This window comes from Caulobacter sp. FV2ps19, assembly GCF_058681035.1.
The window spans coordinates 2,070,063-2,094,612 of the sequence record NZ_CM178729.1; the positions used below are offsets into that span (position 1 = coordinate 2,070,063).

General features: G+C 66.4%; 26 protein-coding genes. 17 read left to right on the forward strand and 9 right to left on the reverse strand.

All coding sequences use genetic code 11. The annotated features are described in order from the left end of the window. Positions 1-758: 758 nt before the first annotated feature. The 7 genes from ACW18B_RS09875 to ACW18B_RS09905 all read left to right on the forward strand — a co-directional run bounded on the left by ACW18B_RS09875 (position 759) and on the right by ACW18B_RS09905 (position 7,482). Positions 759-1,268 (forward strand): GAF domain-containing protein, encoded by a 510-nt coding sequence (locus ACW18B_RS09875; protein ID WP_492051468.1) that lies wholly within the window; start codon positions 759-761, stop codon positions 1,266-1,268. 92 nt (positions 1,269-1,360) lie between these two features. Beyond that, complete coding sequence (locus tag ACW18B_RS09880; protein ID WP_492051470.1) at positions 1,361-2,506, forward strand: GNAT family N-acetyltransferase; 1,146 nt, start codon at positions 1,361-1,363, stop codon at positions 2,504-2,506. Further along, a complete protein-coding gene (locus tag ACW18B_RS09885; RefSeq protein WP_492051471.1) occupies positions 2,506-3,426 on the forward strand; it encodes a glycosyltransferase in 921 nt (306 codons plus the stop codon). The genes ACW18B_RS09880 and ACW18B_RS09885 overlap by 1 nt, the downstream gene beginning before the upstream one ends. Further along, on the forward strand, positions 3,423-4,346 hold the full coding sequence (locus tag ACW18B_RS09890; protein ID WP_492051473.1) for a hypothetical protein: 924 nt from the start codon (positions 3,423-3,425) through the stop codon (positions 4,344-4,346). The genes ACW18B_RS09885 and ACW18B_RS09890 overlap by 4 nt, the downstream gene beginning before the upstream one ends. Before the next feature lie 38 nt (positions 4,347-4,384). Then, positions 4,385-4,909, forward strand: a complete 525-nt coding sequence (locus ACW18B_RS09895) for a flavin reductase family protein (RefSeq protein ID WP_492051475.1) — start codon at positions 4,385-4,387, stop codon at positions 4,907-4,909. Positions 4,910-4,983: 74 nt separating this feature from the next. Then, entirely contained in the window at positions 4,984-6,480 is a 1,497-nt protein-coding gene (locus tag ACW18B_RS09900) for a CoA-acylating methylmalonate-semialdehyde dehydrogenase (RefSeq protein WP_492051477.1), read from the forward strand. A gap of 24 nt (positions 6,481-6,504) precedes the next feature. Next, entirely contained in the window at positions 6,505-7,482 is a 978-nt protein-coding gene (locus tag ACW18B_RS09905) for a M15 family metallopeptidase (RefSeq protein ID WP_492051479.1), read from the forward strand. Here ACW18B_RS09905 and ACW18B_RS09910 read toward each other — a convergent pair whose 3' ends face one another. Both ACW18B_RS09910 and ACW18B_RS09915 read right to left on the reverse strand, forming a co-directional pair. Continuing rightward, positions 7,483-8,211, reverse strand: coding sequence for an endonuclease III domain-containing protein (locus ACW18B_RS09910; RefSeq protein ID WP_492051481.1), 729 nt, complete (start codon positions 8,209-8,211; stop codon positions 7,483-7,485). It lies immediately after the preceding gene. Positions 8,212-8,277: 66 nt separating this feature from the next. Further along, a complete protein-coding gene (locus ACW18B_RS09915) occupies positions 8,278-8,850 on the reverse strand; it encodes an NUDIX hydrolase (RefSeq protein ID WP_492051483.1) in 573 nt (190 codons plus the stop codon). 329 nt (positions 8,851-9,179) lie between these two features. On the opposite strand from ACW18B_RS09915, the gene ACW18B_RS09920 reads away from it, so the two are divergent. The 3 genes from ACW18B_RS09920 to upp all read left to right on the forward strand — a co-directional run bounded on the left by ACW18B_RS09920 (position 9,180) and on the right by upp (position 12,613). Beyond that, complete coding sequence (locus tag ACW18B_RS09920; RefSeq protein WP_492051484.1) at positions 9,180-9,644, forward strand: (2Fe-2S)-binding protein; 465 nt, start codon at positions 9,180-9,182, stop codon at positions 9,642-9,644. Positions 9,645-9,646: 2 nt separating this feature from the next. Continuing rightward, entirely contained in the window at positions 9,647-11,821 is a 2,175-nt protein-coding gene (locus tag ACW18B_RS09925) for a xanthine dehydrogenase family protein molybdopterin-binding subunit (protein WP_492051486.1), read from the forward strand. 162 nt (positions 11,822-11,983) lie between these two features. Further along, complete coding sequence (upp, locus tag ACW18B_RS09930; protein ID WP_492051488.1) at positions 11,984-12,613, forward strand: uracil phosphoribosyltransferase; 630 nt, start codon at positions 11,984-11,986, stop codon at positions 12,611-12,613. Positions 12,614-12,642: 29 nt separating this feature from the next. On the opposite strand, the gene ACW18B_RS09935 is transcribed toward upp, so the two are convergent. From ACW18B_RS09935 to ACW18B_RS09955, 5 genes are all read right to left on the reverse strand, one after another. After that, the gene (locus tag ACW18B_RS09935) at positions 12,643-13,281 is read right to left on the reverse strand and encodes a hypothetical protein (protein ID WP_492051490.1); all 639 of its coding nucleotides are present in this window, start codon (positions 13,279-13,281) and stop codon (positions 12,643-12,645) included. A gap of 129 nt (positions 13,282-13,410) precedes the next feature. Beyond that, positions 13,411-13,878 carry a GNAT family N-acetyltransferase gene (locus ACW18B_RS09940; RefSeq protein ID WP_492051491.1) on the reverse strand — a complete coding sequence of 156 codons (468 nt, stop codon included), beginning with the start codon at positions 13,876-13,878 and terminating at the stop codon, positions 13,411-13,413. A 238-nt stretch (positions 13,879-14,116) separates the two neighbouring features. Then, positions 14,117-15,613, reverse strand: a complete 1,497-nt coding sequence (locus tag ACW18B_RS09945; protein ID WP_492051493.1) for a phosphomannomutase/phosphoglucomutase — start codon at positions 15,611-15,613, stop codon at positions 14,117-14,119. 98 nt (positions 15,614-15,711) lie between these two features. Further along, entirely contained in the window at positions 15,712-16,668 is a 957-nt protein-coding gene (locus tag ACW18B_RS09950; RefSeq protein ID WP_492051495.1) for a KpsF/GutQ family sugar-phosphate isomerase, read from the reverse strand. After that, complete coding sequence (locus tag ACW18B_RS09955; protein ID WP_492051496.1) at positions 16,665-16,898, reverse strand: hypothetical protein; 234 nt, start codon at positions 16,896-16,898, stop codon at positions 16,665-16,667. Before ACW18B_RS09955 ends, ACW18B_RS09950 begins: the two co-directional genes overlap by 4 nt. Before the next feature lie 98 nt (positions 16,899-16,996). Between ACW18B_RS09955 and gpmA the strand changes: the two genes are divergently transcribed. Then, positions 16,997-17,710 carry a 2,3-diphosphoglycerate-dependent phosphoglycerate mutase gene (gene gpmA / locus ACW18B_RS09960; RefSeq protein WP_492051498.1) on the forward strand — a complete coding sequence of 238 codons (714 nt, stop codon included), beginning with the start codon at positions 16,997-16,999 and terminating at the stop codon, positions 17,708-17,710. Positions 17,711-17,792: 82 nt separating this feature from the next. Further along, a complete protein-coding gene (locus ACW18B_RS09965; protein ID WP_492051500.1) occupies positions 17,793-19,052 on the forward strand; it encodes a pentapeptide repeat-containing protein in 1,260 nt (419 codons plus the stop codon). A gap of 122 nt (positions 19,053-19,174) precedes the next feature. Here the strand turns inward: ACW18B_RS09965 and ACW18B_RS09970 are convergent, their stop codons facing one another. Next, a complete protein-coding gene (locus ACW18B_RS09970; RefSeq protein WP_492051502.1) occupies positions 19,175-19,630 on the reverse strand; it encodes an Hsp20 family protein in 456 nt (151 codons plus the stop codon). Positions 19,631-19,861: 231 nt separating this feature from the next. Here ACW18B_RS09970 and ACW18B_RS09975 point away from each other — a divergent pair, with 231 nt between their 5' ends. From ACW18B_RS09975 to ACW18B_RS09995, 5 genes are all read left to right on the forward strand, one after another. Beyond that, on the forward strand, positions 19,862-20,701 hold the full coding sequence (locus tag ACW18B_RS09975; protein WP_492051504.1) for a class I SAM-dependent methyltransferase: 840 nt from the start codon (positions 19,862-19,864) through the stop codon (positions 20,699-20,701). A 54-nt stretch (positions 20,702-20,755) separates the two neighbouring features. Then, on the forward strand, positions 20,756-21,643 hold the full coding sequence (locus ACW18B_RS09980; RefSeq protein WP_492051506.1) for a class I SAM-dependent methyltransferase: 888 nt from the start codon (positions 20,756-20,758) through the stop codon (positions 21,641-21,643). Beyond that, the gene (locus ACW18B_RS09985; protein ID WP_492051508.1) at positions 21,640-22,296 is read left to right on the forward strand and encodes a hypothetical protein; all 657 of its coding nucleotides are present in this window, start codon (positions 21,640-21,642) and stop codon (positions 22,294-22,296) included. Before ACW18B_RS09980 ends, ACW18B_RS09985 begins: the two co-directional genes overlap by 4 nt. A gap of 92 nt (positions 22,297-22,388) precedes the next feature. After that, positions 22,389-22,697: an SCP2 sterol-binding domain-containing protein gene (locus ACW18B_RS09990; protein ID WP_492051510.1), complete on the forward strand. Its 309-nt coding sequence runs from the start codon at positions 22,389-22,391 to the stop codon at positions 22,695-22,697. A gap of 5 nt (positions 22,698-22,702) precedes the next feature. Further along, positions 22,703-23,683, forward strand: coding sequence for an alpha/beta fold hydrolase (locus ACW18B_RS09995; RefSeq protein ID WP_492051512.1), 981 nt, complete (start codon positions 22,703-22,705; stop codon positions 23,681-23,683). Here the strand turns inward: ACW18B_RS09995 and hisN are convergent. Continuing rightward, positions 23,658-24,494, reverse strand: coding sequence for a histidinol-phosphatase (gene hisN / locus ACW18B_RS10000; RefSeq protein WP_492051514.1), 837 nt, complete (start codon positions 24,492-24,494; stop codon positions 23,658-23,660). The genes ACW18B_RS09995 and hisN overlap by 26 nt on opposite strands. Between the last annotated feature and the right edge of the window lie 56 nt (positions 24,495-24,550).

The following is a 24,550-nucleotide window of genomic DNA, read 5'->3' on the forward strand; positions in this document are numbered from 1 at the left end:
GCGCTTACCCGGCCAGCGCCGCTGGCCCCCTCCTGACCTGCTGCGCAGGTCGTCCTCCCCCTGAAAGGGGGAAGATGAGATCCGCGCCCTTCATCTTCCCCCGCCGGGGGAAGACGGCTGCCCCCGGGTCGCGTGAAGCGCGCCCGAGGACAAGCTCCGCAGCCCGTAGGGGGCAAGTATGGGGATTGGGCGCAGTTTATCCCCGTCGAAGTCCGTGAAAACCTCAACCCATTCAACGCTCTGAAAATAAAACGAGCGCGCCAATGCTCCGCGTTCAAACCGCCCGCATAATCAATCTCACCTGACAGCACGGGAAGGGCGCACGTACGGCGACCGTTGCGGCTGGCAGGGGGGGTCGAGCGGGGAGCGCCCGCCTTGGTCTTCAATGACAGCCCTCGTGTCGGACTGGACGGGTTCCCTGAAACATCGGGACGAAAACCCAGCGGCGAGGGATCGGCAGACGCAACAGGCATGGGCTGAAATCGCCCATGCGGTCCAGGGTGCGCCAACACCCTGCCCGTCGGGGGCCTAGCTACCGGAGCGGGTTAAAACCCCGCCAATCCCGGCGATGCTCCCGAATAACGGCTGCGCGGAGCGTCTGTCTTCGTCGAAACGGTACTTAAACACTCAATCCTCCGGGCGAGGCCCGGACGCTCCGCGACCCTTCCCATCCCCCTCGGCGGCTTCCGCGCGAGGCGGCGAAGCCGTGTCCGCGACGTCCCCTCGCAATCGCCTCCGAAAGCGCTATATCCCCCGCCATGGCTGAAGCTTTCAACGACAAGACCCTCGCCCCCGGTTTCCTGAACCAGGACAAGGCCACCCGTTACGCCGAAGTCGCCGACGAGATCGCCTCGGTGCTTGACGGCGAGCCTAATCTGACGGCGCGCATGGCGACCGTGGCTTCGATGTTGGCCAGCAGTTTCGACCACTATTTCTGGACCGGCTTCTATGTCGTCGATCCCGACAAGCCGCGAGAGCTGGTGGTGGGGCCCTATCAGGGCACCCTCGGCTGTCTGCGGATCGCCTTTGGTCGCGGCGTGTGCGGCGCGGCGGCGGAAACGGGTCAGACCCAGTTGGTGGCTGACGTCCATGCCTTTCCCGGTCACATCGCCTGCGACAGCCGCTCGCAGAGCGAGATTGTCGTCCCTGTATTCGACGCGAGTGGGATGCTGCTGGGCGTGTTCGACGTCGATTCCGATCGCCCGGCCGCCTTCGATGAAATTGACCAGGCGGGCCTTGAACGGGTTCTGAAGTCCACATTTGGCTGATCGGACGGCTGATCCGGCGGCCAGACCGGCCTGCGGGTTGCACCCAGGCTCTCCATTCTTCCCTAACCGCTTCGGTATAGGACGGATGGATCATGCTGGACGTCGAAACCCTCCACCCGAGCCGACTGGCCCCCGCCGACATCGCATTGTGGCGGGGCATGGCCGCGTCCGAGCCCGCCTTTTCGAGCCCGTTGCTGACCCCCGACTTCACCCAGGCTGTCGGTCGCGTGCGCGAGGATGCGCGCGTGGCGATCATCCGGCGGGCGGGGGAGACCTTGGGGTTTTTGCCGCATCATCGCCGCCTCGGTGGAATGGCGCGCGCCATCGGGTCTCCGCTGTCAGACTATCATGCGATCATTTCGCGCCGCGATCCGGGGTTCAGGGCTGAGGACGTTCTGCGGGCCGCTGATCTGAGCGTGTTCCGCTATACCGGCCTGATCGATCCATTCGGCGTGTTCGGCGACGTCGGCGAGGCTCAGTCGGCGTTCGTGATCGCGCCGCAAGGGTCGGCGGACGACTATCTGGAGGCCGTGCGGGTCGCCAGTCCCAAGAAGATCAAGAATTATCGCCGGCTGGACCACAAGCTGGGGCGTGAAATGGGCGAGGTGCGGCTGGTCGGGCCTGACAGCTCGCGCGAGGCGTTCGACCTGCTGATCGCCTGGAAGCGCGAACAGCTGCAGCGGACGGGTCTGCACGACTTCCTGCGTCCGGCCTGGACCAACGGCCTGCTGGTCGACCTGTTCGAGCGCCGCAGCGGCGATTTCCAGGGCCTGATGATCGGGCTCTATGCCGGTGATGAACTGGTCGCCGGCCATTTTGGCGTGCGGTCGGGCAGCGTCTACCATCCGTGGATCGCCTCGACCAATCCGGCCTACGGCGCCTGGTCGCCGGGGCAGCTGTTCTTCCCCCGCGCCATCGCGGCCATGCCTGAGCTGGGATTGACCCGTTATGATCTTGGCCCTGCGCACGATCACTACAAGCGCACCTATGCCCTGACCCAGGTCGCGGCCCTGGACGGCGCCGTCACGGCGTCGAGCGTCGCGGGCAGGGTGGCCAGTTCGGTCGAAGGGGCCTGGACGCTGGCGGGGGCGCGCGGGCCCGGTGTGGTCGGCAAGCTGCGGCGGCGCATGGACGCCATCGCCAGTGTCGAGCTGACCGTCGGCGGCCGCGTGCGCGGCCTGGTCGACGCGGTGGCCGGCCAGTCGCGTCGCCGCAACGGCGCCCACGAGGGCGGCTGATGGCGTACGTGACGGTGATGATCCCGACCCAGAGACGGCTCGGCGGTCTGACCGTCGCGGTTCGCTCGGTCCTGGCCCAGCAAGGTGTGGATTTCGCTGGGCTGGAGATCGTCGTCGTCGACAATGATCAGACCCCTTCGGCTCAGGCGACCATTGAGGCCCTGGCTGGCGGCGCTGTCTGCCCGGTTCACTACGTGCACGAGCCGCGTGCGGGCGTGGCCAATGCCCGCAACGCTGGCATGGCCCGGGCGTCGGGTCAGTTCGTCGCCTTTCTGGATGATGACGAGGAAGCGCCCGAGGGCTGGCTGGCGGCTTTGCTGTCAGCCCAGGTCCGCTATGACGCCGACGTCGTGTTCGGGCCGGTCAGGGCGCGCGCGCCCGAACGGATCGCCGAGCATCGCGCCTATCTGGAACGTTTTTTCTCGCGCCTCGGCCCGGTCGAGCCGGGCGTCATCGACCACTATTACGGCTGCGGCGACAGTCTTCTGCGCCGCGCCGCCTTGCCCGATCCTGTTTCGCCCTTCGCCGCCGAGCGCAACCAGATCGGCGGCGAGGACGACATGCTGTTTGGCCAGATGCAGGCGGCCGGCGCGATCTTCGCCTGGGAGCCGGCGGCCTGGGTCTGGGAAGACCCCGTGCCCGATCGCCTGACCTTGAATTACACGATCGCCCGCGCTTTCGCCTACGGCCAGGGCCCTTCGGCGCATTGCGCGGCGGCCAGTCCGCCCGACCGGATCGGGGTGGCCCGATGGATGGTGATCGGCGTCGCCCAGGCCGTCGTGTTCGGCGCCGTGGCGGGGCTCAAGTGGCTGACCCGGTCCAGCGACCGGGCCGACTGGCTCGACAAGGCCGCGCGCGGCCTGGGCAAGACCTTGTGGTGGGGCCCTTTCAAGATCCAATTCTACGGACGGACCGCATGAGCATCATCCGCGACTGGACGCCGGAAAAGGCCAGGGCCTTTGGCCACGAGAACCTGGCCTTCCAGCACGGGCTGCACGAGCGGCCGATGTTCGATGACGAGGGGCTGGCCCGTTTGCTGGATCTCTATCCGCGCGAACAGCTGGGTGTCTTCACCATGGGCGAGGACCCCAAGGCCTGGACCACCTGGCGCCGGGGCGCGGCGGGCCGTCTGACCGGGGACCAGTTGCTGGACGCCGCCAAGAGCGGCCGCATCTGGCTGAACCTGCGTCACACCAACGACCACGTGCCCGAATATGCCGCCCTGGGCGACGAGATCTTCGCCGAGAAGGAAGCCCAGGTTCCCGGCCTGCGCACCTTCAAGCGCGACCTGGGCATGCTGATCAGCTCGGCCAACGCCCAGGTCTTTTATCACCTGGACGTGCCGCTGGTGTCGCTGTGGCAACTGCGGGGCCAGAAGAAGGTCTGGGTTTATCCGGTGGCCGATCCCTATGTCAGCGAACGCGATCTGGAAAAGATCGTGCTGCGCGAGACCGCCGAGCAGTTCGCCTTCGATCCGGCCTGGGACGCCGGCGCCAGCGCCTATGACCTGACCCCGGGGACGATGGTCACCTGGAAGCAGAACGCCCCGCACCGGATCGAGAACGGTCCGATGCTGAACGTGTCCCTGTCGATCGAGTTCATGACCCCGCCGGCCCTGATGCGGGCCAATGTCATCTACGCCAACGGCGTGCTGCGTCGCCGGCTGGGCGCCCGGCCGCGGATCCAGAGCGGGTTTGGGCCCGCGGCTCTGGGCAAGCTGGCCGTCGCGCGCGGCGCCAAGGCGCTGAATCTGCAGACGCCGCATGTGCGTCACTTGCCGGTCACCTTCGGTCTTGATGCGGGCAGGCCGGGCGTTCTGGTCGAGCAAGCCAACGCCTAAAGCTTGCCGCCGCGCCCGCTTCATCGCAGAACACGATGATGAGTCAGGCCGTCACGATTGAATTGGGCGAGGGCGCCGAACACGACGCTCGCGCATTGCGCGACGCCTTCGGGTGTTTCACGACAGGGGTGACGGTGGTGACCACCGTCTGCGCGGACGGGCGCAAGGTGGGGCTGACGGCCAACTCCTTCACCTCGGTGTCGCTGGATCCGCCCCTGGCGCTGATCTGCGTCGACCTGAAATCCAGCAGCCTGCCGTGGCTGGACGCCGCCGGCGTGTTCGCTGTCAATGTCCTGCCCGCCGAGCAGCAGGCCCTGGCCAGCAACTTCGTGCGCAAGGACGTCGACCGGTTCGCGGGCCTTGAGACCGAGACCTGGCGCACCGGGGTTCCGATCCTGCCGGACTGCATGGCCAATTTCGAGTGCGAGACCCATCAGGTGTTCGACGCGGGCGATCATCGCATCTATGTCGGACGTGTGGTGAAGCTGCGCTACGATCCCGATCACGAGCCGCTGGTCTATCTGCAGGGCCGGTTTCGGCGGGTTCACGTCGACGCGGAGTAGCTGGCGGGTTTTTCGCGATACGGCGTGAACCTTGGAATGCTACTGACGCGCAAAACAAGATCAGGGAGCGCTTCATGCGAGACATCGCCCATTTCGTGAACGGTCAGACCTTCGTGGGCGCCTCCGGGCGGTTCGGCGACGTCTTCAATCCCAACACCGGCGAGGTGCAGGCGCGCGTGCAACTGGCGACGGCCGATGAGCTGGACGCCGCCGTCCAGGCCGCCGCCAAGGCCCAGATCGGCTGGGCCGCCACCAATCCCCAGCGCCGCGCCCGGGTGATGTTCGAGTTCAAGCGCCTGCTCGAGCGCGACATGAACAGCCTGGCCGAGATCCTGTCGTCCGAGCACGGCAAGGTCATCGCCGACTCCAAGGGCGACCTCCAGCGCGGCCTTGAGGTGATCGAGTTTGCCTGCGGCATCCCGCATATCCTCAAGGGCGAATACACCGAGGGCGCGGGCCCCGGCATCGATGTCTATTCGATGCGTCAGCCGCTGGGTGTCTGCGCGGGGATCACGCCGTTCAACTTCCCGGCCATGATCCCGATGTGGATGTTCGGCATCGCGATCGCGGTGGGCAACAGCTTTATCCTCAAGCCGTCGGAGAAGGATCCGACCGTGCCGGTGAAGCTGGCCGAACTGATGATGGAGGCCGGCGCGCCCGCCGGGGTGCTGAACGTCGTGCACGGCGACAAGGTCACCGTCGACGCCATCCTGACCCATCCTTTGATCCGCGCGGTCAGCTTTGTCGGCAGCTCGGACATCGCCCACTATGTCTATCAGACCGGCGCGGCCCACGGGAAACGCGTCCAGGCCATGGGCGGGGCCAAGAACCACGGCATCGTCCTGCCCGACGCGGACCTGGATCAGGTGGTCAAGGATCTGTCGGGCGCCGCGTTCGGCTCGGCCGGCGAGCGCTGCATGGCCTTGCCGGTGGTGGTGCCGGTCGGCAAGAAGACGGCCGATGACCTGCGCGAGCGGATGGTGGCCGAGATCGAGACCCTGCAGGTCGGCGTCTCCTCCGACCCGGCGGCGCACTATGGCCCCGTGGTCAGCGCCGCCCATCGCGCCAAGATCGCCGACTATATCCGCATCGGCGTCGACGAAGGCGCCGAGCTGGTCGTCGATGGTCGCGACTTTGCCCTGCAGGGCTTCGAGAAGGGTTTCTTCATCGGCCCCTCGCTGTTTGACGGGGTCAAGAAGGGCATGAAGACCTATCAGGAAGAGATCTTCGGTCCGGTCCTGCAGATCGTCCGCGCCGAAAGCTTCGAGGAGGCCCTCAGCCTGCCGTCCGAGCATCCGTACGGCAACGGCGTCGCGATCTTCACCCGCAACGGCCGGGCGGCGCGCGAGTTCGCGGCCCGAGTCAATGTCGGCATGGTCGGCATCAATGTGCCGATCCCGGTGCCGGTGGCCTATCACACCTTCGGGGGCTGGAAGCGGTCGGCCTTCGGCGACACCAATCAGCACGGCGTTGAAGGCGTGAAGTTCTACACCAAGGTCAAGACCATCACGGCCCGCTGGCCCGAGGGCGAGACCGAGGACAGCGCCTTCGTTATCCCGACCATGCAATAGGCGCGGGGGCAGGGGAGAAGCACGATGATTAGCAGAGCCTCCCCTGTCATTGTCGTGATCGGCATGGGCCTGGCGGCGTCCACCGCCGTCCTGGCCGCGCCCCGATCGGCCGACCTGACCCTGGTGGGGCAGTATGGCGAGGCGAGCGCGCCGCTGACCCTGTTCGAACGCGACGGCGCGCTGTTTCTCGACGGGGCGGGGCGGTCGGCCGCGCGCCTGACGCCGGAAGGCGAGGGGCGCTATGGCATTGAGGGCGGTGGTGATCTGAAGGCCGTCAGACGCGGGGTTCGGCTGGACGGCGCGCTGCTGCGCCGGCGCGATTTCGGGGCCGAGGTCCAGGCCGGCATCCGCAAGGCGGTGCGGGCCGATCCCGCCACCCTGCGAGCCCGCGCCCTGGCCGCGACCCCGCCGGTGGAGACGGCCGGTCTCCGGCCCGCCGACCTCGTCAATCTGGCGACGATCGATCCGGCGATCCGCTTCGACATCCGCTATGCGACGCGCAACAACTTCATGGGCCTCAAGCTCTATGAGCGCCCGGCGGCCTATCTTCAGCGCCCGGCGGCCCAGGCCCTGGGGCGGGTCAGCCGGACGCTGGAAGCGAAGGGCTATGGCCTGCTGATCCACGACGCCTACCGGCCCTGGTTCGTCACCTGGATGTTCTGGGAAGCGACCCCGCCGTCGGAGCATGCGTTTGTCGCCAATCCCGCCAACGGCTCGCGACACAATCGCGGCTGCGCGGTGGACCTGACGCTATATGACCTGAAGACCGGTCAGCCCGTCGACATGCCCAGCCGCTATGACGAGTTCTCCCTGCGCGCCCATGCCGACTTCGTCGGCGGAACCACGGCCCAGCGCGCGGCGCGTCAGGTCCTGCGCGACGCGATGGTCGCCGAAGGCTTCGAGGTCTATCCCGAGGAGTGGTGGCACTTCGATTACAGGGACTGGCGCCGCTACGGCATAGGAACCCAGACCTTCACGCAGCTGGCCGCCGCCGGCCGATAGTCACGCGGCGCGCGGTCGCCAGGGCAGAACGTCGGCGGTGTGGCCTACGCCGAGCTTGGCGCAATCGTGCTTCAGAGGGCAGGCCCCGCACTTGGGGGCGTCGTGCGGACACAGCATCTGGCCCAGGCCTCGCTTCATCAGCCAGTGAAGCTCGAACAGATCGTCGGCGGTCCAGGCGTTCGGCGCCAGGGTCATCAGCGCATGATAGGTGTGGGTCGTATCCCCCGGACCGACCAGGCCGATGCGTTTTGCGACGCGGTCGACATGGGTGTCGACCACCATGGAGCGCATGGCCAGGTCGCTGAAGTTCAGCACACTGGCCGCCACCTTGACCCCGACACCCGGCAGGCTCTGAAGCTCGTGGCGGGCCGCGTCGACGGAGAGGGTTTTCAGGTGGCTCAGTGACAGCCAGCCGATCCGGTCCTGGATCATCCGCAGCGCCATCGGCAAACGGCGCGCTTTGTCCTGCGGATGGGTGACGTCGTGGATGACCTCCAGAAGATGGGCCTCGGTGGTCTGGGCCAGATCCTCCCAGCACTTGAACGCGGCCCGCAGACGCAGGAAGGCCGCCCATGAGACCGCGTCGGGCGTGCGGCCGCTGATCGACGACTTCACCAATTGCGAAATGGGGTCCATCCGCGCCACCGGCCGTTGCGGGCCAAACTCGCACAGCAGGGCGTCGCGCAGGCTTTCAAGAGGTGACCGGGAGAGGCCGAGGGACAGTTGCATGGGATAGCGCTCCGGAACATAATGAGAACATTATGCGGGGCGCTTCGGTTTGTCCACAGGCTGTGACTAGTGCGGCGTGCGGCTCCACAGCGCGGTCACGCGTCGCCGCAGGCGCTGAAGGGCAACACGGACCGGGGTCGGCGCCTGGGCGGGAGCGGGGCGTTCCTCTTGCGGAAGTTCGACACCGGCGAAGTCGCTGATCAGCGCGCGCAACTGCGGTTCCTGGACGGCGAGGGCGGCCTCGACGGGACTCATCCACTGCAAGGTGCGTTGGCCCTTTTCGGGCCAGGTGGGATGTTCGCCGGTCACCTTGAGCGGATAGACGTCCACCTTGACCTGACGCGCCGCGCCGCTGCGCATGCGCTTGAGATATTCGTACTCGCCGATGGCGTGCTCGAGGATGACCCCGTCCAGTCCAGCCTCTTCATAGGCTTCCTGGGCGGCGGCGCGACAGTCGGATTTGCCCTTCATCGGCCAGCCCTTGGGGATCACCCAACGGCGGGTCTCCCGGGAAGAGACGAGCAGGATCTGCAGATCCGGGCCCTGGCCACGCCAAGGCAGGGCCGCGACCTGACGTCGCTTGCCGCCGGTCTTGCCCTTGCCCTGGCCGCCGCTCTGCTTGACTGCCGTATCCGTCACGTCATCCAAAACCCAAGACCCTGACCCGTCGTCGACGGCGCGGTTCAGTGGTGATCATATTCTTGCTCACGCCTTGAAGCGCCGAGGCCCGCCGATGCTGAAACTAGCGCACATTGTCGCGTGAGTCGGCGCGAGCGGAGCGGTAATATCGGCGTCAAAACGTAGCATGCTCGCGAGGAAAAAAAATCCGTAAGCGGATAAAATTCCCACTGCCGGCGGAGGCTGAGAGCACAATCGGTCGCTCTGATCATGATGGTCGATCCAGCCCCTCGTCGGCGAAGCCGGTTTGAGGCAGTATCTGTCTGGAAACTTGGGGTCTGGAGTTGGTCATGGCGTTCACGCTCACCATCAATGGGGAAACCCGCTCGGTCGATGTTGAGGGCGACACGCCTTTGCTCTGGGTGCTGCGCGATACGCTCGGCCTGGTCGGAACCAAGTTCGGTTGCGGCGCGGCCCAGTGCGGGGCCTGCACGGTGCACCTGGATGGCGTTCCCATTCGCGCCTGCGTCACCCCGGTGCGCAGAGTCGGCGACAAGGCGATCGTCACCATCGAGGGCGTCGGCCAGAGCCCGATCGGGGCCAGGGTTCAGGACGCCTGGAAGGCCATCGACGTGCCGCAGTGCGGCTACTGCCAAGCCGGCCAGATCATGTCGGCGACCGCGTTGCTGACCGCCAATCCCAAGCCTGACGACGCCGCGATCGACGCGGCGATGAACGGCAATCTGTGCCGTTGCGCGACCTATATCCGTATCAAGAAGGCCATCAGGACGGCCTCCGGCCAGGTGGAGGCGTGAGCATGGACGGCGAGATTCTCCGCGATCCGACCCGCCGCCTGGTTCTGCAGACCGGCGCCGCCTTGGGTGGCGGCCTGCTGCTGTCGTTCAGCCTGTCGGGCGTCGGCCAGGCGGCCGGCGATGGCCAGTTGAACGCCTATGTCCGCATCGCCCCCGATGGGGCGGTGACGATCATGTCCAAGGTTCCGGAGGTGGGGCAGGGCATCAAGACCTCGCTGCCGATGCTGATCGCCGAGGAGCTGGACGTCGACTGGTCGGCGGTCACCGTCGAGCAGGCCATTGCCGACACCAAGGTCTTTGGCCGTCAGGTGGCCGGCGGCAGCATGGCCACCACGATCGAATATGACGGCCTGCGCTGCGTTGGCGCAACGGGACGGGCCCTGCTGATCGCCGTCGCCGCCGCACGCTGGGGCGTGAGCGCCGACAGTTGCGCCACAGAGCCGGGCTTTGTCGTTCACGCCGGCAGCCAGCGTCGACTGGCCTATGGAGACCTTGCGGCGGCCGCAGCCTTGCTGACCCCGCCCGATCCCAAGAGCCTGACGCTGAAAGATCCCGGAGCCTTCCGCATCGTCGGCAAGCCTCATGCGGGCCAGGATCTGGACAGGATCACCACGGGCCGGCCGCTGTTCGGCATCGACATGCGCCTGCCGGGCATGCTGTACGCCACCTTCGCCAAGGCCCCGACCTTCGGGGCCAGGGTGGCCAGCGTCGATCTGGCGCCGGCCAAGGCCGTCAAGGGCGTCAGGGACGTCTTCGTGATCGAGGGCGGGACCAATCTTCAGAGCCTTCAGCCCGGCGTTGCGGTGGTGGCCGACAGCTGGTGGCAGGCGCGCAAGGGCCGCAATGCGCTGGACATCAAGTGGGCGGAGCATCCCACGGCGTCTCAGAGCACAGCCGGCTTCGCCCTCAAGGCGGCCGAACTGGCCAAGGCCCCGCCGCATCGTACGGCGCGGTCCGACGGGGATGTCGATGCGGCCCTGAAGGGGGCGGCCAAGGTCGTCACCGCCGCCTATGCCTATCCGTTCCTGGCCCACGCCAATCTGGAGCCGCAGAACTGCACGGCCAGCTTCAAGGACGGCAAGGTCGAGATCTGGGCCCCGAGCCAGAACCCTGAGCCAGGCCGCAAGCTGGTGGCCGCGGCCCTGGGGATCGCCGAGGCCGACATCACCATCCACATGATGCGGATCGGCGGCGGTTTTGGCCGGCGTCTGATGAACGACTACATGGTCGAGGCGGCGGTCATTTCCAAGATGGCCGGCGCGCCGGTGAAGCTGCTCTGGTCTCGCGAGGACGACATCCAGCACGACTTCTATCGTCCCGGCGCCTGGCACAATTTCACGGCCGGGCTGAACGACCAGGGCGATCTGGTCGCCTGGCGCGACCACTTCATCACCTTTGGCGAGGGCGACCAGTTCGCGACCTCCTCGGGTATGAACGCGACCCAGTTCCCCTGCCGGGCCGTGGACAACTACAGGCTCGACATCTCGGTCATGCCGCTGGGCGTTCCCACCGGCTATCTGCGGGCGCCGGGCAACAACGCCTTTGGCTTTGTCTTGCAGAGCTTTACCGACGAACTGGCCGTGGCGTCCAACCGGGATCCGCTGGCGTTCCGCCGCAAGTTGCTGGGTGCGCCGCGTCTGCTGGGCGAGGCGGGGCAGAATGACGCCTTCGACACCGGCCGCATGCGCGGCGTGCTGGATCTGGCGGCCGAAAAGTCCGGCTGGGGCCGCAAGGTTCCCAAGGGAACCGGCCTGGGCCTCGCCTGTCACTACAGCCACCTGGGCTATGTGGCGGTGGTGATGGAGGTCTCGGTCGCGAAGGGCGAGCTGAAGATCCACAAGGTCTGGGCCGCCGTCGATGTGGGCTCGCAGATCGTCAATCCCAGCGGGGCCGAGCAACAGGTTCAGGGCTCGATCCTCGACGCCATCGGCGCCACCCTGCACCAGGAAGTCACCTTCGAGAACGGGGCGACCACCCAAACCAACTTTGGCGACTTCCCGCTGCTGCGGATGGCCGAAGCGCCGCCCGTTGAGGTCTATTTCAAGCTCAGTGACAACCGGCCCACGGGCCTGGGCGAGCCGGCCTATCCGCCCGCTCCGCCGGCTCTGTGCAACGCCATCTTCGCGGCGACGGGCAGGCGGATCCGGTCCCTGCCGATCGGTGATCAACTGGCTTGATGCGTGTCCGCCTGCTAGAGCCTTTTAGCCTCACATGGAATCATGTGAGGCGTCTAAAAAGGCTCTAAATCAAACATTTAGAGCGTGATGGCCGCCGAAACCGCGTACACTTTCGGCTATCACGCTCTAGGAGCGGAAGGCCGCTCCCAGCAAGGTCTTGTCATGTCCCAGGTCACCGTCGTCAGCCACCCGCTGGTCCAGCACAAGCTGACCAAGATGCGGGACAAGACCACCTCGACGAAAACCTTTCGCGCCCTGATGCGCGAGACGGCGACCCTGATCTGCTACGAGGTCACCCGCGACCTGCCGATGGACGAGGTGCAGATCGAGACGCCGGTCGCTCCGACCACGGCCCATGAGATCGCCGGCAAGAAGCTGGTCTTCGCGCCCATCCTGCGGGCCGGCCTGGGCATGGCAGATGGCATGCTGGACTTGGTGCCTTCGGCTCGTGTCGCCCATGTCGGCCTCTATCGCGATCCGGAATCGCTGGAGGCGGTCGAGTATTACTTCAAGGCGCCGCAGGACATCGCCGGCCGTCTGGTGATCGTGGTCGATCCGATGCTGGCCACCGGCCATTCGGCCATCGCGGCGGTCTCGCGCCTGAAGGCGGCGGGGGTCACCGACCTGCGCTTTGTCTGCCTGCTGGCCGCCCAGGTCGGCATCGACAACCTGCGCGCCGCCCATCCCGACGTGCCGATCTGGACCGCCGCCATCGACGCCGAGCTGAACGATCATGGTTATATCGTCCCGGGCCTTGGCGACGCGGGCGACCGGACGTTCGGCACGCGCTGATTGCGTTCTCGACGAACGTGGTCGTTCGTTTAGCCCAGTAGGCCTTTGACCCAGGACAGGAAGTTTTCCCAAAGGGCGAAGAGGCGTTCGATAGGAGTTTCGGCTACGGCCGCGCGCGGCGGCGGTGGAGGCGGCGCCGGCTCGAACCAGCTGGGCGCGGCCGGCGGGGCGCAGTTCATGCCCATGCCCACGCCCTTCAGATAGCCGCGTCGGACGCCGCCCGAGCGAATGGCCTCCTGAACGGCCCGGTCGTGTTTGGCCGCGCCGGTCAGGCGACGGATCCAGCCGCGAAAGGGCAGGGTGTGCTGGGTCTGGTCACGCACCTCGGCGACGCCGGCTGTCCAGGCGCCGTCGGCGACCTTCTTGCCGCGCGAGCGCGTGTCGGGTGGCGGCGCCTCATCAAGATCTGGCCCCAGCGCTGCATCGAGCCGGCCGATTTCGGCCGCAATGGGCTCACAGCGCGTCAGACCCGTGACGTCATAGGGATCGGCGACCGCGCGGATAAGCACCGGCGGAATGTCCTTCTGCCTGAGGTTCAGGTCCTCCAGCGGCGCGGTGACCGCGTCGCGCAGGGTGTCGCCGCGCTGGGTCGTGCCCGGATCGGCGGCCAGGGCCGGTCCGGCGAGCCCGAGGGCTGAAATCAAGGCGATGGACGTCATCTGGCGCATTGCGTCGAGATCGCCCGGGTTTGGGCCGTCATGCAAGCGGAATGCTCCGAGGCGGTGATGGACACCGCCATGCTCCACTGCGGTTGGCGGGCGCGAAGATGTGCCTCCGCGCCCGCTCCGAGACGATCCCTAGCGGGTTGAGCGCCTCCAGCAGATCAGCGGGCCATCTTCCTCATCGATCCGCTCTCTGGTCTGGATGAACGCATTGCGTTGCAGAACGGCCTGGGACGCCGGGTTGGTGGTCGCGGTTTCAGCGGTGATCGCCAAGACGTGGGGCTGGGCGCTGGCCCAGGTCACGATGTCGGCGACTGCGCGGCATGCGAAGCCCAGGCCCTGGCGGCTGGGCGCGACGCCATAGCCGAGCTCCAGAGCGCCGTTCTCAGGCGGGCGATTGATGGAGCATAGCCCCACGACCTCGCCATCCTCCACGATCAGCCAGGAGGCCGGCGAGAAGGTCTCGCTCACCTGCTTGGCGACTCCCAAAAGCATCTCCAGGACTTCAGGCGGTGCGATCGGCGTGTCGGCCAGGCGCAGATCGCGCGGGGCTTGCCCCCGGATCAGGCGTGCATAGTCGTCTTCGTTTGTTTCCAGGATCATGATGGCTCTCGAATGAAATGACGTGACGTCAAAGACGTCGGTTCATCGCTTCGCGAGCGGTCAGCGCAGGATCACGCGCACGCGCAACAACGCCGGCCGCTGGAGCGGTCCAAGGCAGAGGCGGTGAGCAAAGGCATTCTCCTGGAGTCGAGCGCGCCGATCATCTCGGCGAGCGTATCGCCAGCCTAGGGGTTTGGTGCGCGCCGAGCAACCCGGACCTGGCGCGGTCCCGACGCGCCTAGATTTCCTGATTGTACTTCCCGACCCGGTCGCCCAGGCGCGGCTTCACTTCCTGGCGGAAGAGGGCGCGCATGTCGTCTTCGGAGCTGGTGCTCTCGACCACCACCACGATCTCGGGCTTGTTGGATGAGGCGCGGACCAGCACCCACGAGCCGTCGTCCAAGTGGACGCGCACGCCGTTGACGGTGATGACCTCGGTGATCTTGCGGCCCAGGATCGAGCCGCCGGCGGCGAACAGGTCCTGGTATTCCTTCACCACGTCGGCCACGACGCCGTACTTCACCTCGTCGCCGCAGTGCGGGCTCATGGTCAGGGAGGTAAAGGCGACGGGCAGGGACTTGCGCATGTCCGACAGCTTCTGGCCAGGATTGCGGTCGAGCATGGCCAGGACGGCGGCGGCGGCGGTCAGGCCGCAGTCATAGCCGTAGCCCAGATCGCCGTTCATGAAGAAGTGGCCGCTCTTCTCGAAGCCGGCCAGGGCCCCCACCTCGGCGCTCTTGCGCTTGATATAGCTGTGGCCGGTCTTCCAGTAGATCACCTTGCAGCCGTGGGCGGCCAGGATCGGGTCGGTGGCGTAGAGGCCCGTCGACTTCACATCGACCACGAAGGTCGCGCCGGGGTTCAGCGGGGCCAGATCCCGGGCCAGCATCAGGCCGATCTTGTCGGCGAAGATCTCCTCGCCCTCGTCATCGACCACGCCGCAGCGGTCGCCGTCGCCGTCAAAGCCGAAGGCCAGGTCCGCGCCATGCTCCCGCACGGCGGCGGCCATCGAGTGCAGCATCTCGACGTCTTCGGGGTTGGGATTGTATTTGGGGAAGGTGTAGTCGAGCTCGACATCCATGCCGATGACATCGCTGACGCCCATGCGCTGCAGGGCGTCGACGGCGAAGGCGCCGGCCGTGCCGTTGCCGCAGGCGGCGATCACCTTCAGGGGACGGGTGATGCTGGCGCGCTTGGCGACGTCGGCGATGAAGCGCTCGGCCTCGCCCTCGACGCGGATCAGTTTGCCGCCGTCGCGCTCGACGAAGCCTCCGCCCAGCACGATGTCGCGCAGGCGGCCCATCTCGTCGGGACCGAAGGTGAGGGGACGTTGGGCGCCCATCTTCACGCCGGTCCAGCCGTTTTCGTTATGGCTGGCGGTGACCATGGCCACGCAGGGAATGTCCAGATCGAACTGGGCGAAATAGGCGGTGGGCGACAGGGCCAGGCCGATGTCGTGGACCTCGCAGCCGGCGCTGATCAGGCCCAGGATCAGCGCGTTCTTGATCGAGCTGGAATAGGAGCGGAAGTCGTGGCCGACCACGATCTTCGACAGGCCCAGTTCCTGGATATAGGTGCCTAGCCCAAGGCCCAGAGCCTGGATGCCCAGCAGGTTGATGTCGGGCCCAAACAGCCAGCGCGCGTCATATTCCCGAAAGCCCGTGGCCTTGACCAGCGGCTCGTTCTCATAGGCGGCGGTGTTGGGAACGAGGTCAGAGCGGGGAACAGAGAACATCGGGGCTCGCTTCAAAGGCTGTGAGGGGGCTTTAGCCGCCCCGCCAGGCCGCCGCTAGCGTTGTCGTATGACAGAGATCGCCGAAAGGTGGTTTTCGCCTAGATCACGCCCGCCCGTAGCAGGTCGTGAACATGCAGTATGCCAACCGGACGATCACCCTCGACCACGAACAGCACGGTGATGCGGCGCTCGTTCATGATCTTCAGCGCCTCGCCGGCCAGGGCCTGGGGGGCGATGGTCAGGGGCGCGCGGGTCATCACCTCGTCGGCGCGATGGTCCAGCAGGCCGTCCATGTGACGACGCAGATCGCCGTCGGTGATCAGGCCGATCAATCGACCCGTCGCATCCAGCACACCGGCTGCGCCGAACCGCTTCTCGCTCATCACCAGCAGGGCGTCGGGCATGGCGGCGTCGGCGGCGACCAGGGGCAGTTCCTGATCGCCATGCATCAGGTCGCCGACGGTGCGCAGCATCGATCCCAGCTTGCCGCCGGGATGGAAGACCCGGAAATCGCTGGCCGTGAAGCCGCGCCGCTCCAGCAAGGCCACGGCCAGGGCGTCGCCCAGGGCCATCTGCAGGGTCGTGGAGGTGGTCGGCGCATTGACCTCCGCCGTGGCTTCCGGCGCATCGGGCAACAACAGAAGGATATCGGCGGCGCGGCCCAGCTGGCTGTCGGCCACGGCGGTGATGGCGATCAGCGGAATCGAGAAGCGCTTGGCATAGGCCAGGGTGTCGGAGAGCTCGCGCGCCTCGCCCGACTTGGACAAGGCCAGCACGACGTCGTCCTGGCCGATCATGCCCAGATCGCCATGGCTGGCTTCGGCTGCGTGCACGAACATCGCCGGGGCGCCGGTCGAGGCCATGGTCGCGGCGATCTTGCGCGCAACGTGCCCAGACTTGCCGATACCGGTGCAGACCACCCGCCCCTTGGCGTCGAACAGGGTTTCGACGGCGCGGGCAAAGCTCGCCGACAGGGTGTCCGACAGCGTGCGCAGCGCTTCGGCCTCGCCCAGTATGACCCGTTGACCGACGGTGACGGCGTCGAAAGCGCTCACTTCTCGGTCCCGCCGGCGGCCTTGACGGCGCGAACCGCTTCTTCGGCGCGGCGGCGTGCGCCGTCTTTCTCGCGGTCGATCTTGGCGCGCATTTCCGGCGTCTGCTGGATCGGCGTAGAGCCGAAGGGGTCCGGAGAGCGCGCGCCATAGCCCTGCGGCCAGACCATGGCCAGAGCAATCAGGGCCAGGGCGATCAGCGCCATGAGCGGCATGAAGAAGCGATCAGACATGCAGCAGCCTATAGCATGCCGCGTGACGACGGGGAGGGGGCGCTTGACGGGAAGCGCGTCGGGGCCTAGCCCGCCGGTGACATTCTCAAGGAGGCCCCATGCCCGTCCTCGTTCTGCTCCGCCACGGCCAAAGCCAGTGGAATCTCGAGAACCGTTTCACCGGCTGGGTGGATGTTGATCTGACCGCCGAAGGCGAGGCCCAGGCGCGCAAGGGCGGCGAACTGATCAAGGCCGCGGGCCTGGAGATCGATGACGCTTTCACCTCGGTCCAGACCCGGGCGATTCGCACCTGCAACCTGGCGCTCGACTCGGCCGGGCAGAGCTTTGTGCCGGTGACCAAGGACTGGCGTCTGAACGAGCGCCACTATGGCGGCCTGACCGGGCTCAACAAGGCCGAGACCGCCGAGAAGCACGGCGAAGCCCAGGTCAATATCTGGCGCCGGTCCTATGACATTCCGCCGCCGGAACTGGCGCCGGGCGGCGAATACGACTTCAGCAAGGACCGCCGCTACGCCGGTAAGGAGCTGCCGACCACCGAAAGCTTGGCCACCACCCTGGTCCGGGTGCTGCCCTACTGGGAAGCCGAGATCGCGCCGAAGCTGTCGGCCGGCGAGACGATCCTGGTCGCGGCGCATGGAAATTCGCTGCGGGCGATCGTCAAACACCTTTTCAATGTGCCGGATGACAAAATCGTCCATGTGGAAATTCCCACCGGCAACCCGCTGGTGATCGATTTGGACGCGGGCCTCAAGCCGGTTTCCGCACGCTATCTGGACGAAAGCCGCGCGCAGCCGCTACCTGCGGTCGGTTGACGCACTTGGTCATTGGGAACAAGGCGTTAAGGCCCGGCCCGCATGATCCCGGGTTCTACTGTACAGGATTGATGCGAGCATTATGACCGCCCCCGTAGCGTCAAGCCAGGAGTACCGTCGGCTGACGCAATATGACGTGGATGTCATCTGCGCCAAGCATGACCGGCTGTGGTCGGCGCGGCTGGGCGGCGCGCGCGCGGTCTTTGCCTTCTGCGACCTGTCGGGCCTGTCGGTGACAGGCCGCAATCTGTGCGACGCCGATTTCACCGGCGCCGTGCTTGCCGGTTGCGACCTTCGCAAGGCCAAGCTGGACAACGCCAACATGTACGGCGCGGACTTGCAGGGCGCCAATCTGACCGACGCGTCCATGCGCCGTGTCGATCTGCGCGGGTCCAGCCTCCGCGGCGCCAACCTGACCGGGGCCGACCTGTTCGAGGCGGATCTTCGCGAAGGTGCGATCGCCTCGGCTGATCGCAAGGAAGGCTACAAGATGCTCGAGCCGACGCATCGGGAGGCCTATGCGACCGGGGCCATTCTGGCCGGCGCCAATCTCGAGCGTTCACGTCTGTCGGGCATCATGGCCTCCAAGGCCGACTTCAGTGACGCCATCCTCAAGGACGCCAAGCTGATCCGGGCCAATCTCAAACAGGCCAATTTCAACGGCGCCAATCTGGCGGGGGCTGACCTGTCAGGGGCCAATCTGGCGGGCGCGGACTTGCGCAACACCGTGCTGGTCGGCGCCAAGACCCAGTCGTGGAACGTCAACGACACCAATATGGAAGGCGCTCTGACCGACAAGCCGTCGGGCACCAGCGTCAGTGACCTGCCTTATGAGCAGATGATCGCCGACCATGCGCGCTGGTGCGAGACCGGCGGCGCCGAGGGCAAGCCGTCAGCCTTCGACAAGGCCGATCTTCGCAATCTGAAGTCCGTTCGGGGGTTCAACCTGACCGCCCTTTCGGCCAAGGGCGCGGTGTTCTATGGCCTCGACATGGAGGGCGTGCAGCTTCAGGGCGCCCAGCTTGAGGGCGCGGACCTGCGCGCCTGCAATCTTCGCAACGCAGACCTGCGCGGGGCGCGCCTGAAAGGCGCCAAACTCTCGGGCTCCGATCTTCGCGACGCTCAACTGGGGCCGCTGCTGATCGGGCGCGACCGACTATTGCCCAGCGATCTGACAGGGGCGCTGCTGACCAATGCGGATCTGGCCCGGGCCGACCTGAGGCAGGCCTGCCTCAGCGGTGCGGACCTCTCGCGGGCCAACTTCACCAACGCCCTTCTCAAGGAAGTCGACCTCACGGGCGCCATTCGCCAGGGCACGAGAGGCCTTGACGACGCCATATAGCCGCTTCTGATCTGGGCGGCGGCGATGGCGCCGATGTCTGCATGGCCCCAAACGAAAATGGCGGCGCATTGCTGCGCCGCCAAGGTCGGGGGGGGTCTCAAACGCAGGCCGAACGCCGTGGCTTAGGCGGCCTTTTCGCCTTCGATAAGGGGCGCGGGGCCCGACTTGATGTCGATCGTGCGCGGCTTCAGCGCTTCAGGCAGCTCGCGCTTGAGGGCGATGGAGAGCAGGCCATCGGCCAGGGCCGCGTCGGTCACGACCACATAGTCGGCCAGCTGGAAGCGGCGGTCGAAATTACGCTCGGCCAGACCGCGATGCAGGTAACGCTTGGCCTCGTCATTGGCGGCCTTGCGGCCGGTGACGGTGAGCAGGTTTTCCTTCACCTCGATCGACAGCTCTTCGGACTTGAAGCCGGCGACGGCGATCTCGATCCGATAGGCGTTCTCGTCGGTGCGTTCGATATTGTAGGGGGGATAGCCCGAGGCGGCCTCATTGGTCGCGGCGGCGTCCATCATGGCGGCCAGCCGGTCAAAGCCGACAACGGAGCGATACAGGGGGGAAAGGTCGATCGTACGCATGGTCACATCCTTCTTATCAAGCAAGGTCGTGTTGATTTTCGTACCGTTGGCGACCCGAAACCGGCATCGCCTGTGGTCCGGAAGGCCCGGATAACCAGCGCCTTCGAATAGACAGGTGGGAAAGCGGGATTTCGACTTCAAGGGGTTGAATTGCACGCCGGTCGCTAATCGCTTGATCGCCCGCCGACCGTGGTTAAGGTCGCCCGCACCTGACGCGGAAGAGACCTGAAAATGACCCACCGTCGCCATGTATTGATCCTAGTGGCCGCTCTGACCCTGACAGCGCCCGCCGCCTTCGCCGCCGATGCGGCGCTCAAGGCCGCCGTCGCCGCTCCGCACCGGCCCGCCGCCGATGTGGCGCGCGACGGCGCCCGCCATCCTTACGAAAGCCTGACGTTCTGGGGCTTGAAACCGGACCTGACCGTGATCGAGGTTTCGCCTGGCAACGGCTACTGGACCGAAATCCTCGCGCCTTACGCCAAAGCCACCGGCGGGACCTACATCGCCGGCGTCGCCGATCTGACCAATCCCGGGTTGTCGGAGGGCGCGCGTAAAGGGCGTGCGGCGTTCGAAGCCCGTTTTGCGGACCAGACCCGCTACGGCAAGGTCTCTTACGCGAATTTCGGGGCCTCGTCGGGGCCGTTGGGCGAGGCGGGTTCGGCTGATCTGGTGCTCACCGCGCGCAACGTCCACAATTGGACCGTCCAGCCCGGTGTCGCCGACAAGATCTTCGCCGATTTCTATGCGGTGCTGAAGCCGGGTGGCATCCTGGCCGTCGAGGACCACCGGGCCGATCCGAAGCCTGAAAACAGCGCCGGCGCCGATGGCTATCTGTCCACGGCGACGGTTGTGGCCCTGGCCGAGAAGGCGGGCTTCAAGCTGGACGCCACGTCGGAGATCAACGCCAATCCCAAGGACACCAAGGACCATCCCTTCGGGGTCTGGACCCTGCCGCCGGTCAAGCGCACCGCGCCAGGGGGGCAGCCTGCGGACCCGACCTTCGATCGCGCCAAGTATGACGCGATCGGCGAGAGCGACCGGATGACCCTGCGCTTTCGCAAGCCGTCGTGATCCGGCGCTTTTTTGCCAAGGTCGCGAACTAGTCTGACGGCTTCCTAAGGGGGAATGATGCTTCCGGATATCCACTGGTCCAGGCGCGGACTGATCGCCGGCATGACGGCGACGGGCCTTGTCGCCTGCGAACAGAAGAAGGCGGTCCAGGCTCCCAAGGCGCCAACCAAGGGCGGCGCCAACACGATTGAGGGCGCTGTGGCGGGCGGTGGGCGCTCATCTGCCGATCGCGCCCGCGACATCTGGCGTCATCCGGTCGAGACCCTGAAGTTCTGGGACCTCAAGCCGGGGCAGACTGTTGTGGAGTTCTGGCCGGGGGCAGGCTGGTACACGGATATTCTGGCGCCGTTCCTGGGCGCCACGGGCGGCAAACTCTATGCGGCTACCTTGCAGGTCGACCCAAACGATCCGTCGGCCTCGGCGATCGTTGAAGAGTATCGGCGCAAGGTTTCCGAGACTCCCAAGCTTTACGGCAAGATGGAGATCACGGCGTTTGGCCCCACCAGTGGGCCGGTCGCACCGGCCGGTTCGGCCGATCTGGTGCTGTTCTTGCGCAACGTCCACAACTGGATGGCGGGGGGCATCGCCGAGAAGGCTTTCAAGGACGCGCTGGCGGCGCTGAAGCCTGGCGGTATCCTGGGGGTCGAGGAGCATCGCGGCGAAGTCGGGCGCATTCAGGACGTGCTGGCGGCCGATGGCTATGTCCAGGAAGCCTATGTGGTGCAACTGGCCAAGGAGGCGGGCTTCATTCTGGTGGACTCCAGTGAAATCAATGCCAATCCCAAGGACACCAAGGATCATCCGTTCGGCGTCTGGACCTTGCCGCCCACCCGCCTTTCAGCGCCGCGGGGCGAGCCCGCAGAGCCGGATTTTGACCATGCCAAGTACGACGCCATCGGCGAGAGCGACCGCATGACCCTCAAGTTCATGAAGCCCAAATGAGCGCCCTCAAGACCGGCTTGGTCGCCGTGGCCCTGATCGCCGCGATCGCCACGCCCGCCCTGGCGGAAAAGGTTGGCCCTGCCGCCAAGGCCTTTCCCTATCTTGAGCGCTTCCTGAAACTGCCCGCGGCCGAACGCGCCCGGGTGCGCCTGGGCTATACGCTGAGCCGGGACAACAAGCCGCTGGCGAACCTCAAGGCGACCCTGGTCGAGGCGAGCGGCGCGCGGACGCCTCTGCCGGTGAATGGCGCGGGGGGCTTTGAGCGCCTGCCAACCCTGGCCCAGCTTGAGGGCGGGGCCCTGCTGTCGCTCGATCTGCCAGAGGATGCGAAGGTCGGCACGAGCCTGAACTTTGCGACGCAACTGAACCCGGCGACCGAGTATGAGGCGCGGGATCTCGAGGCCACCGTGGTCCAAGCCAATACGGTGATCGGCAAGGTGGCGGGACCACTGAGCCTGATGGCCCCGAAAATGACCGGCATCGCCTTTGTCCAGGCTGGAAGCGGCGTCGCCGTCTTCGCCGATGGCCGCACGCAACCTCTGCCCCTGATCAAGGAAACCCCGTATTTTCGTCCGGAGGACTTCAAGGGCGCCGCAAGGGTAAAGTTGACAAAAAGCCCGACTAAGGTCGGGTTCTACGATCGAAAGAAATAGGCCAGAGCGGTTCTGAACGGTGTTTACATACCGTCGTCGCCCGGTCTAGCTATCGTCAACCACTACGCGAAACACTGAGGGAGAAAGCACTCATGGCCACGTTGCAAGAAATCACCGATCGTATCAAAGGCGCCGTAGGCGACGACAGCGGCCTGGGCAAGAGCCTGAAGTTCGACCTGAAGGACGCCGGCGTCGTGCACATCGACGGCGGTTCCGTCACCAATGAAGACAAGCCCGCCGATCTGGTCATGACCCTGAGCATGGACGATCTGCTGGCCATCGGCGCCGGCTCGCTGGATCCCACCATGGCGGTGATGACCGGCAAGCTGAAACTGTCGGACATGGGCGTGGCGATGGCGCTGCAGGCCAAGATGGCGGCCCTCTTCGGCAAGATGCGTTAAATACCGTGTCGGGCGGCGCGCCTCTGGTTTCGATCCCTGAGGCGCCGGTTCCCGACCACGGAACGGCGGAATGGTTTGTCGGCGCGGATGGGGTGACCCTCCGCGCCGCTTGCTTTTTCCCCGAGGGCAAGCCGCGCGGCTCGGTGATCGTCAGTCCCGGCCGGACCGAGCCCATCGAGAAATATTACGAGGTCGTTCAGGACCTTCTGGCGCGGGGCTTTGCCGTGCTGGCCCATGACTGGCGAGGGCAGGGACTGTCAGCCCGCGCCTTGCCCGACCGCCTGAAAGGGCACGCCACCGGCTTCAAGCCGTTCCTCGCGGACTACGCCGCGCTGCTGGATGCGTTCGAAGACCGTTTTCCCAAACCCTGGATCGCTCTGGGACACTCCATGGGCGGTTGCCTGACCACCCTGGCTCTGGCGCGGGGCGAGGGACGTTTCGCGGCCTGTGTGCTGTCGGCCCCGATGCTGGGTGTCGACACTGGTCGACGGCCGCCCCGCGCGTCGCGCGCCCTGGCCTGGATCATGGCCCGCGCCGGGTTCGCCGGCGACTATACCCTTGGAGAGGTCAGCGACCCGTTCGCCGACAGCTTCGCCACCGACGCCCTGACCCATGACCGGGCGCGCTACGAGCGTTACCGCGCCCAGATTCTGGCCTGCCGCGATCTGGCCCTGGGCGGTGTCACCTGGGGCTGGGTGGATTTCGCCTTCTCGGCCTGCGCCTGGCTGCGCCGCAGCCCGCGCGTCGAGGGTATCACGATCCCGGTGACCATCGTCGCGGCCGGCCTCGACACCCGCGTGCTGAACGCCGACCTCAAGTCGATCGCCAGCCGTATCCCCCAGGGGCGGTATCTGGAGGTCGAAGGCGCGTTCCACGAGATCCTGATCGAGCGGGATGACCTGCGGGCGCAGTTCTGGACGGCGTTTGATCAGACGGTGAACCCAGTCGCGCCGCGTCTGACTACTTCGCCGACCGTCGCAGGCTAACCAGCGCCTCGTCCAGCGGTCGACGGTCGCCCGAGATCACCATCTGGCCGCCATGCTGGCCGATCGGCTCGCCGCGCCAGTTGGTGACGAGGCCGCCGGCTCCCTCGACCACGGGGATGGCCGCCTCGATGTCCCAGGACTGCAGGCCGGCCTCGATCACCATGTCCATCTTGCCCATGGCCACCATGGCGTAGGCATAGGCGTCGCAGCCCAGACGGGCCAGTTTGGCGGCGGCGCGCACTTGCAGCCAGGCGGCGCGCTCGGCGCCGTCGAAACAGGCGTCGGGATCGGTGGTGGAGATGACGGCGTCGGTCAGGTCGGCGCATTCGCGGACCTTGATCGGCTGGCTGTGGCCGCGCGAGACCAGGCGCGAGCCGCCGGCATGTCCGATGAAGATCTCGCCCATATAGGGCTGGCCGATGGAGCCCAGAACGGGACGTCCCTGATGGCGCAGACCGATCAGGGTGGTCCACAGGGGCAGGCCGGTGATGAAGGCGCGCGTACCATCGATGGGATCGAGCACCCAGACGAACTCGGCGTCGGGGCGGTCTTCGCCGTATTCCTCGCCGATCACGCCGTGCTCGGGATAGCGCTCGGTGATCCGTCGCCGAATCGCCGCCTCGGCGCCGCGGTCGGCTTCCGTGACCGGATCAAAGCCGGCGTGGGTCGTGCGCGGCAGGTTTTTGCCGGCGCCCTTGTCCTCTAGCCCGTGATCCGCCCGAAACAGGGGCAGGATCACGTCGGACGAAATCCGGTTCAGGTCGATGACAAAGGCGTCGAGCGCCGCGAATTGGTCAGCGGAAAGCGTCATGGGCGGGGTGTAACGCCCCCGCCGCACGTACGCTACCTTAGACTACGCGCCAAACT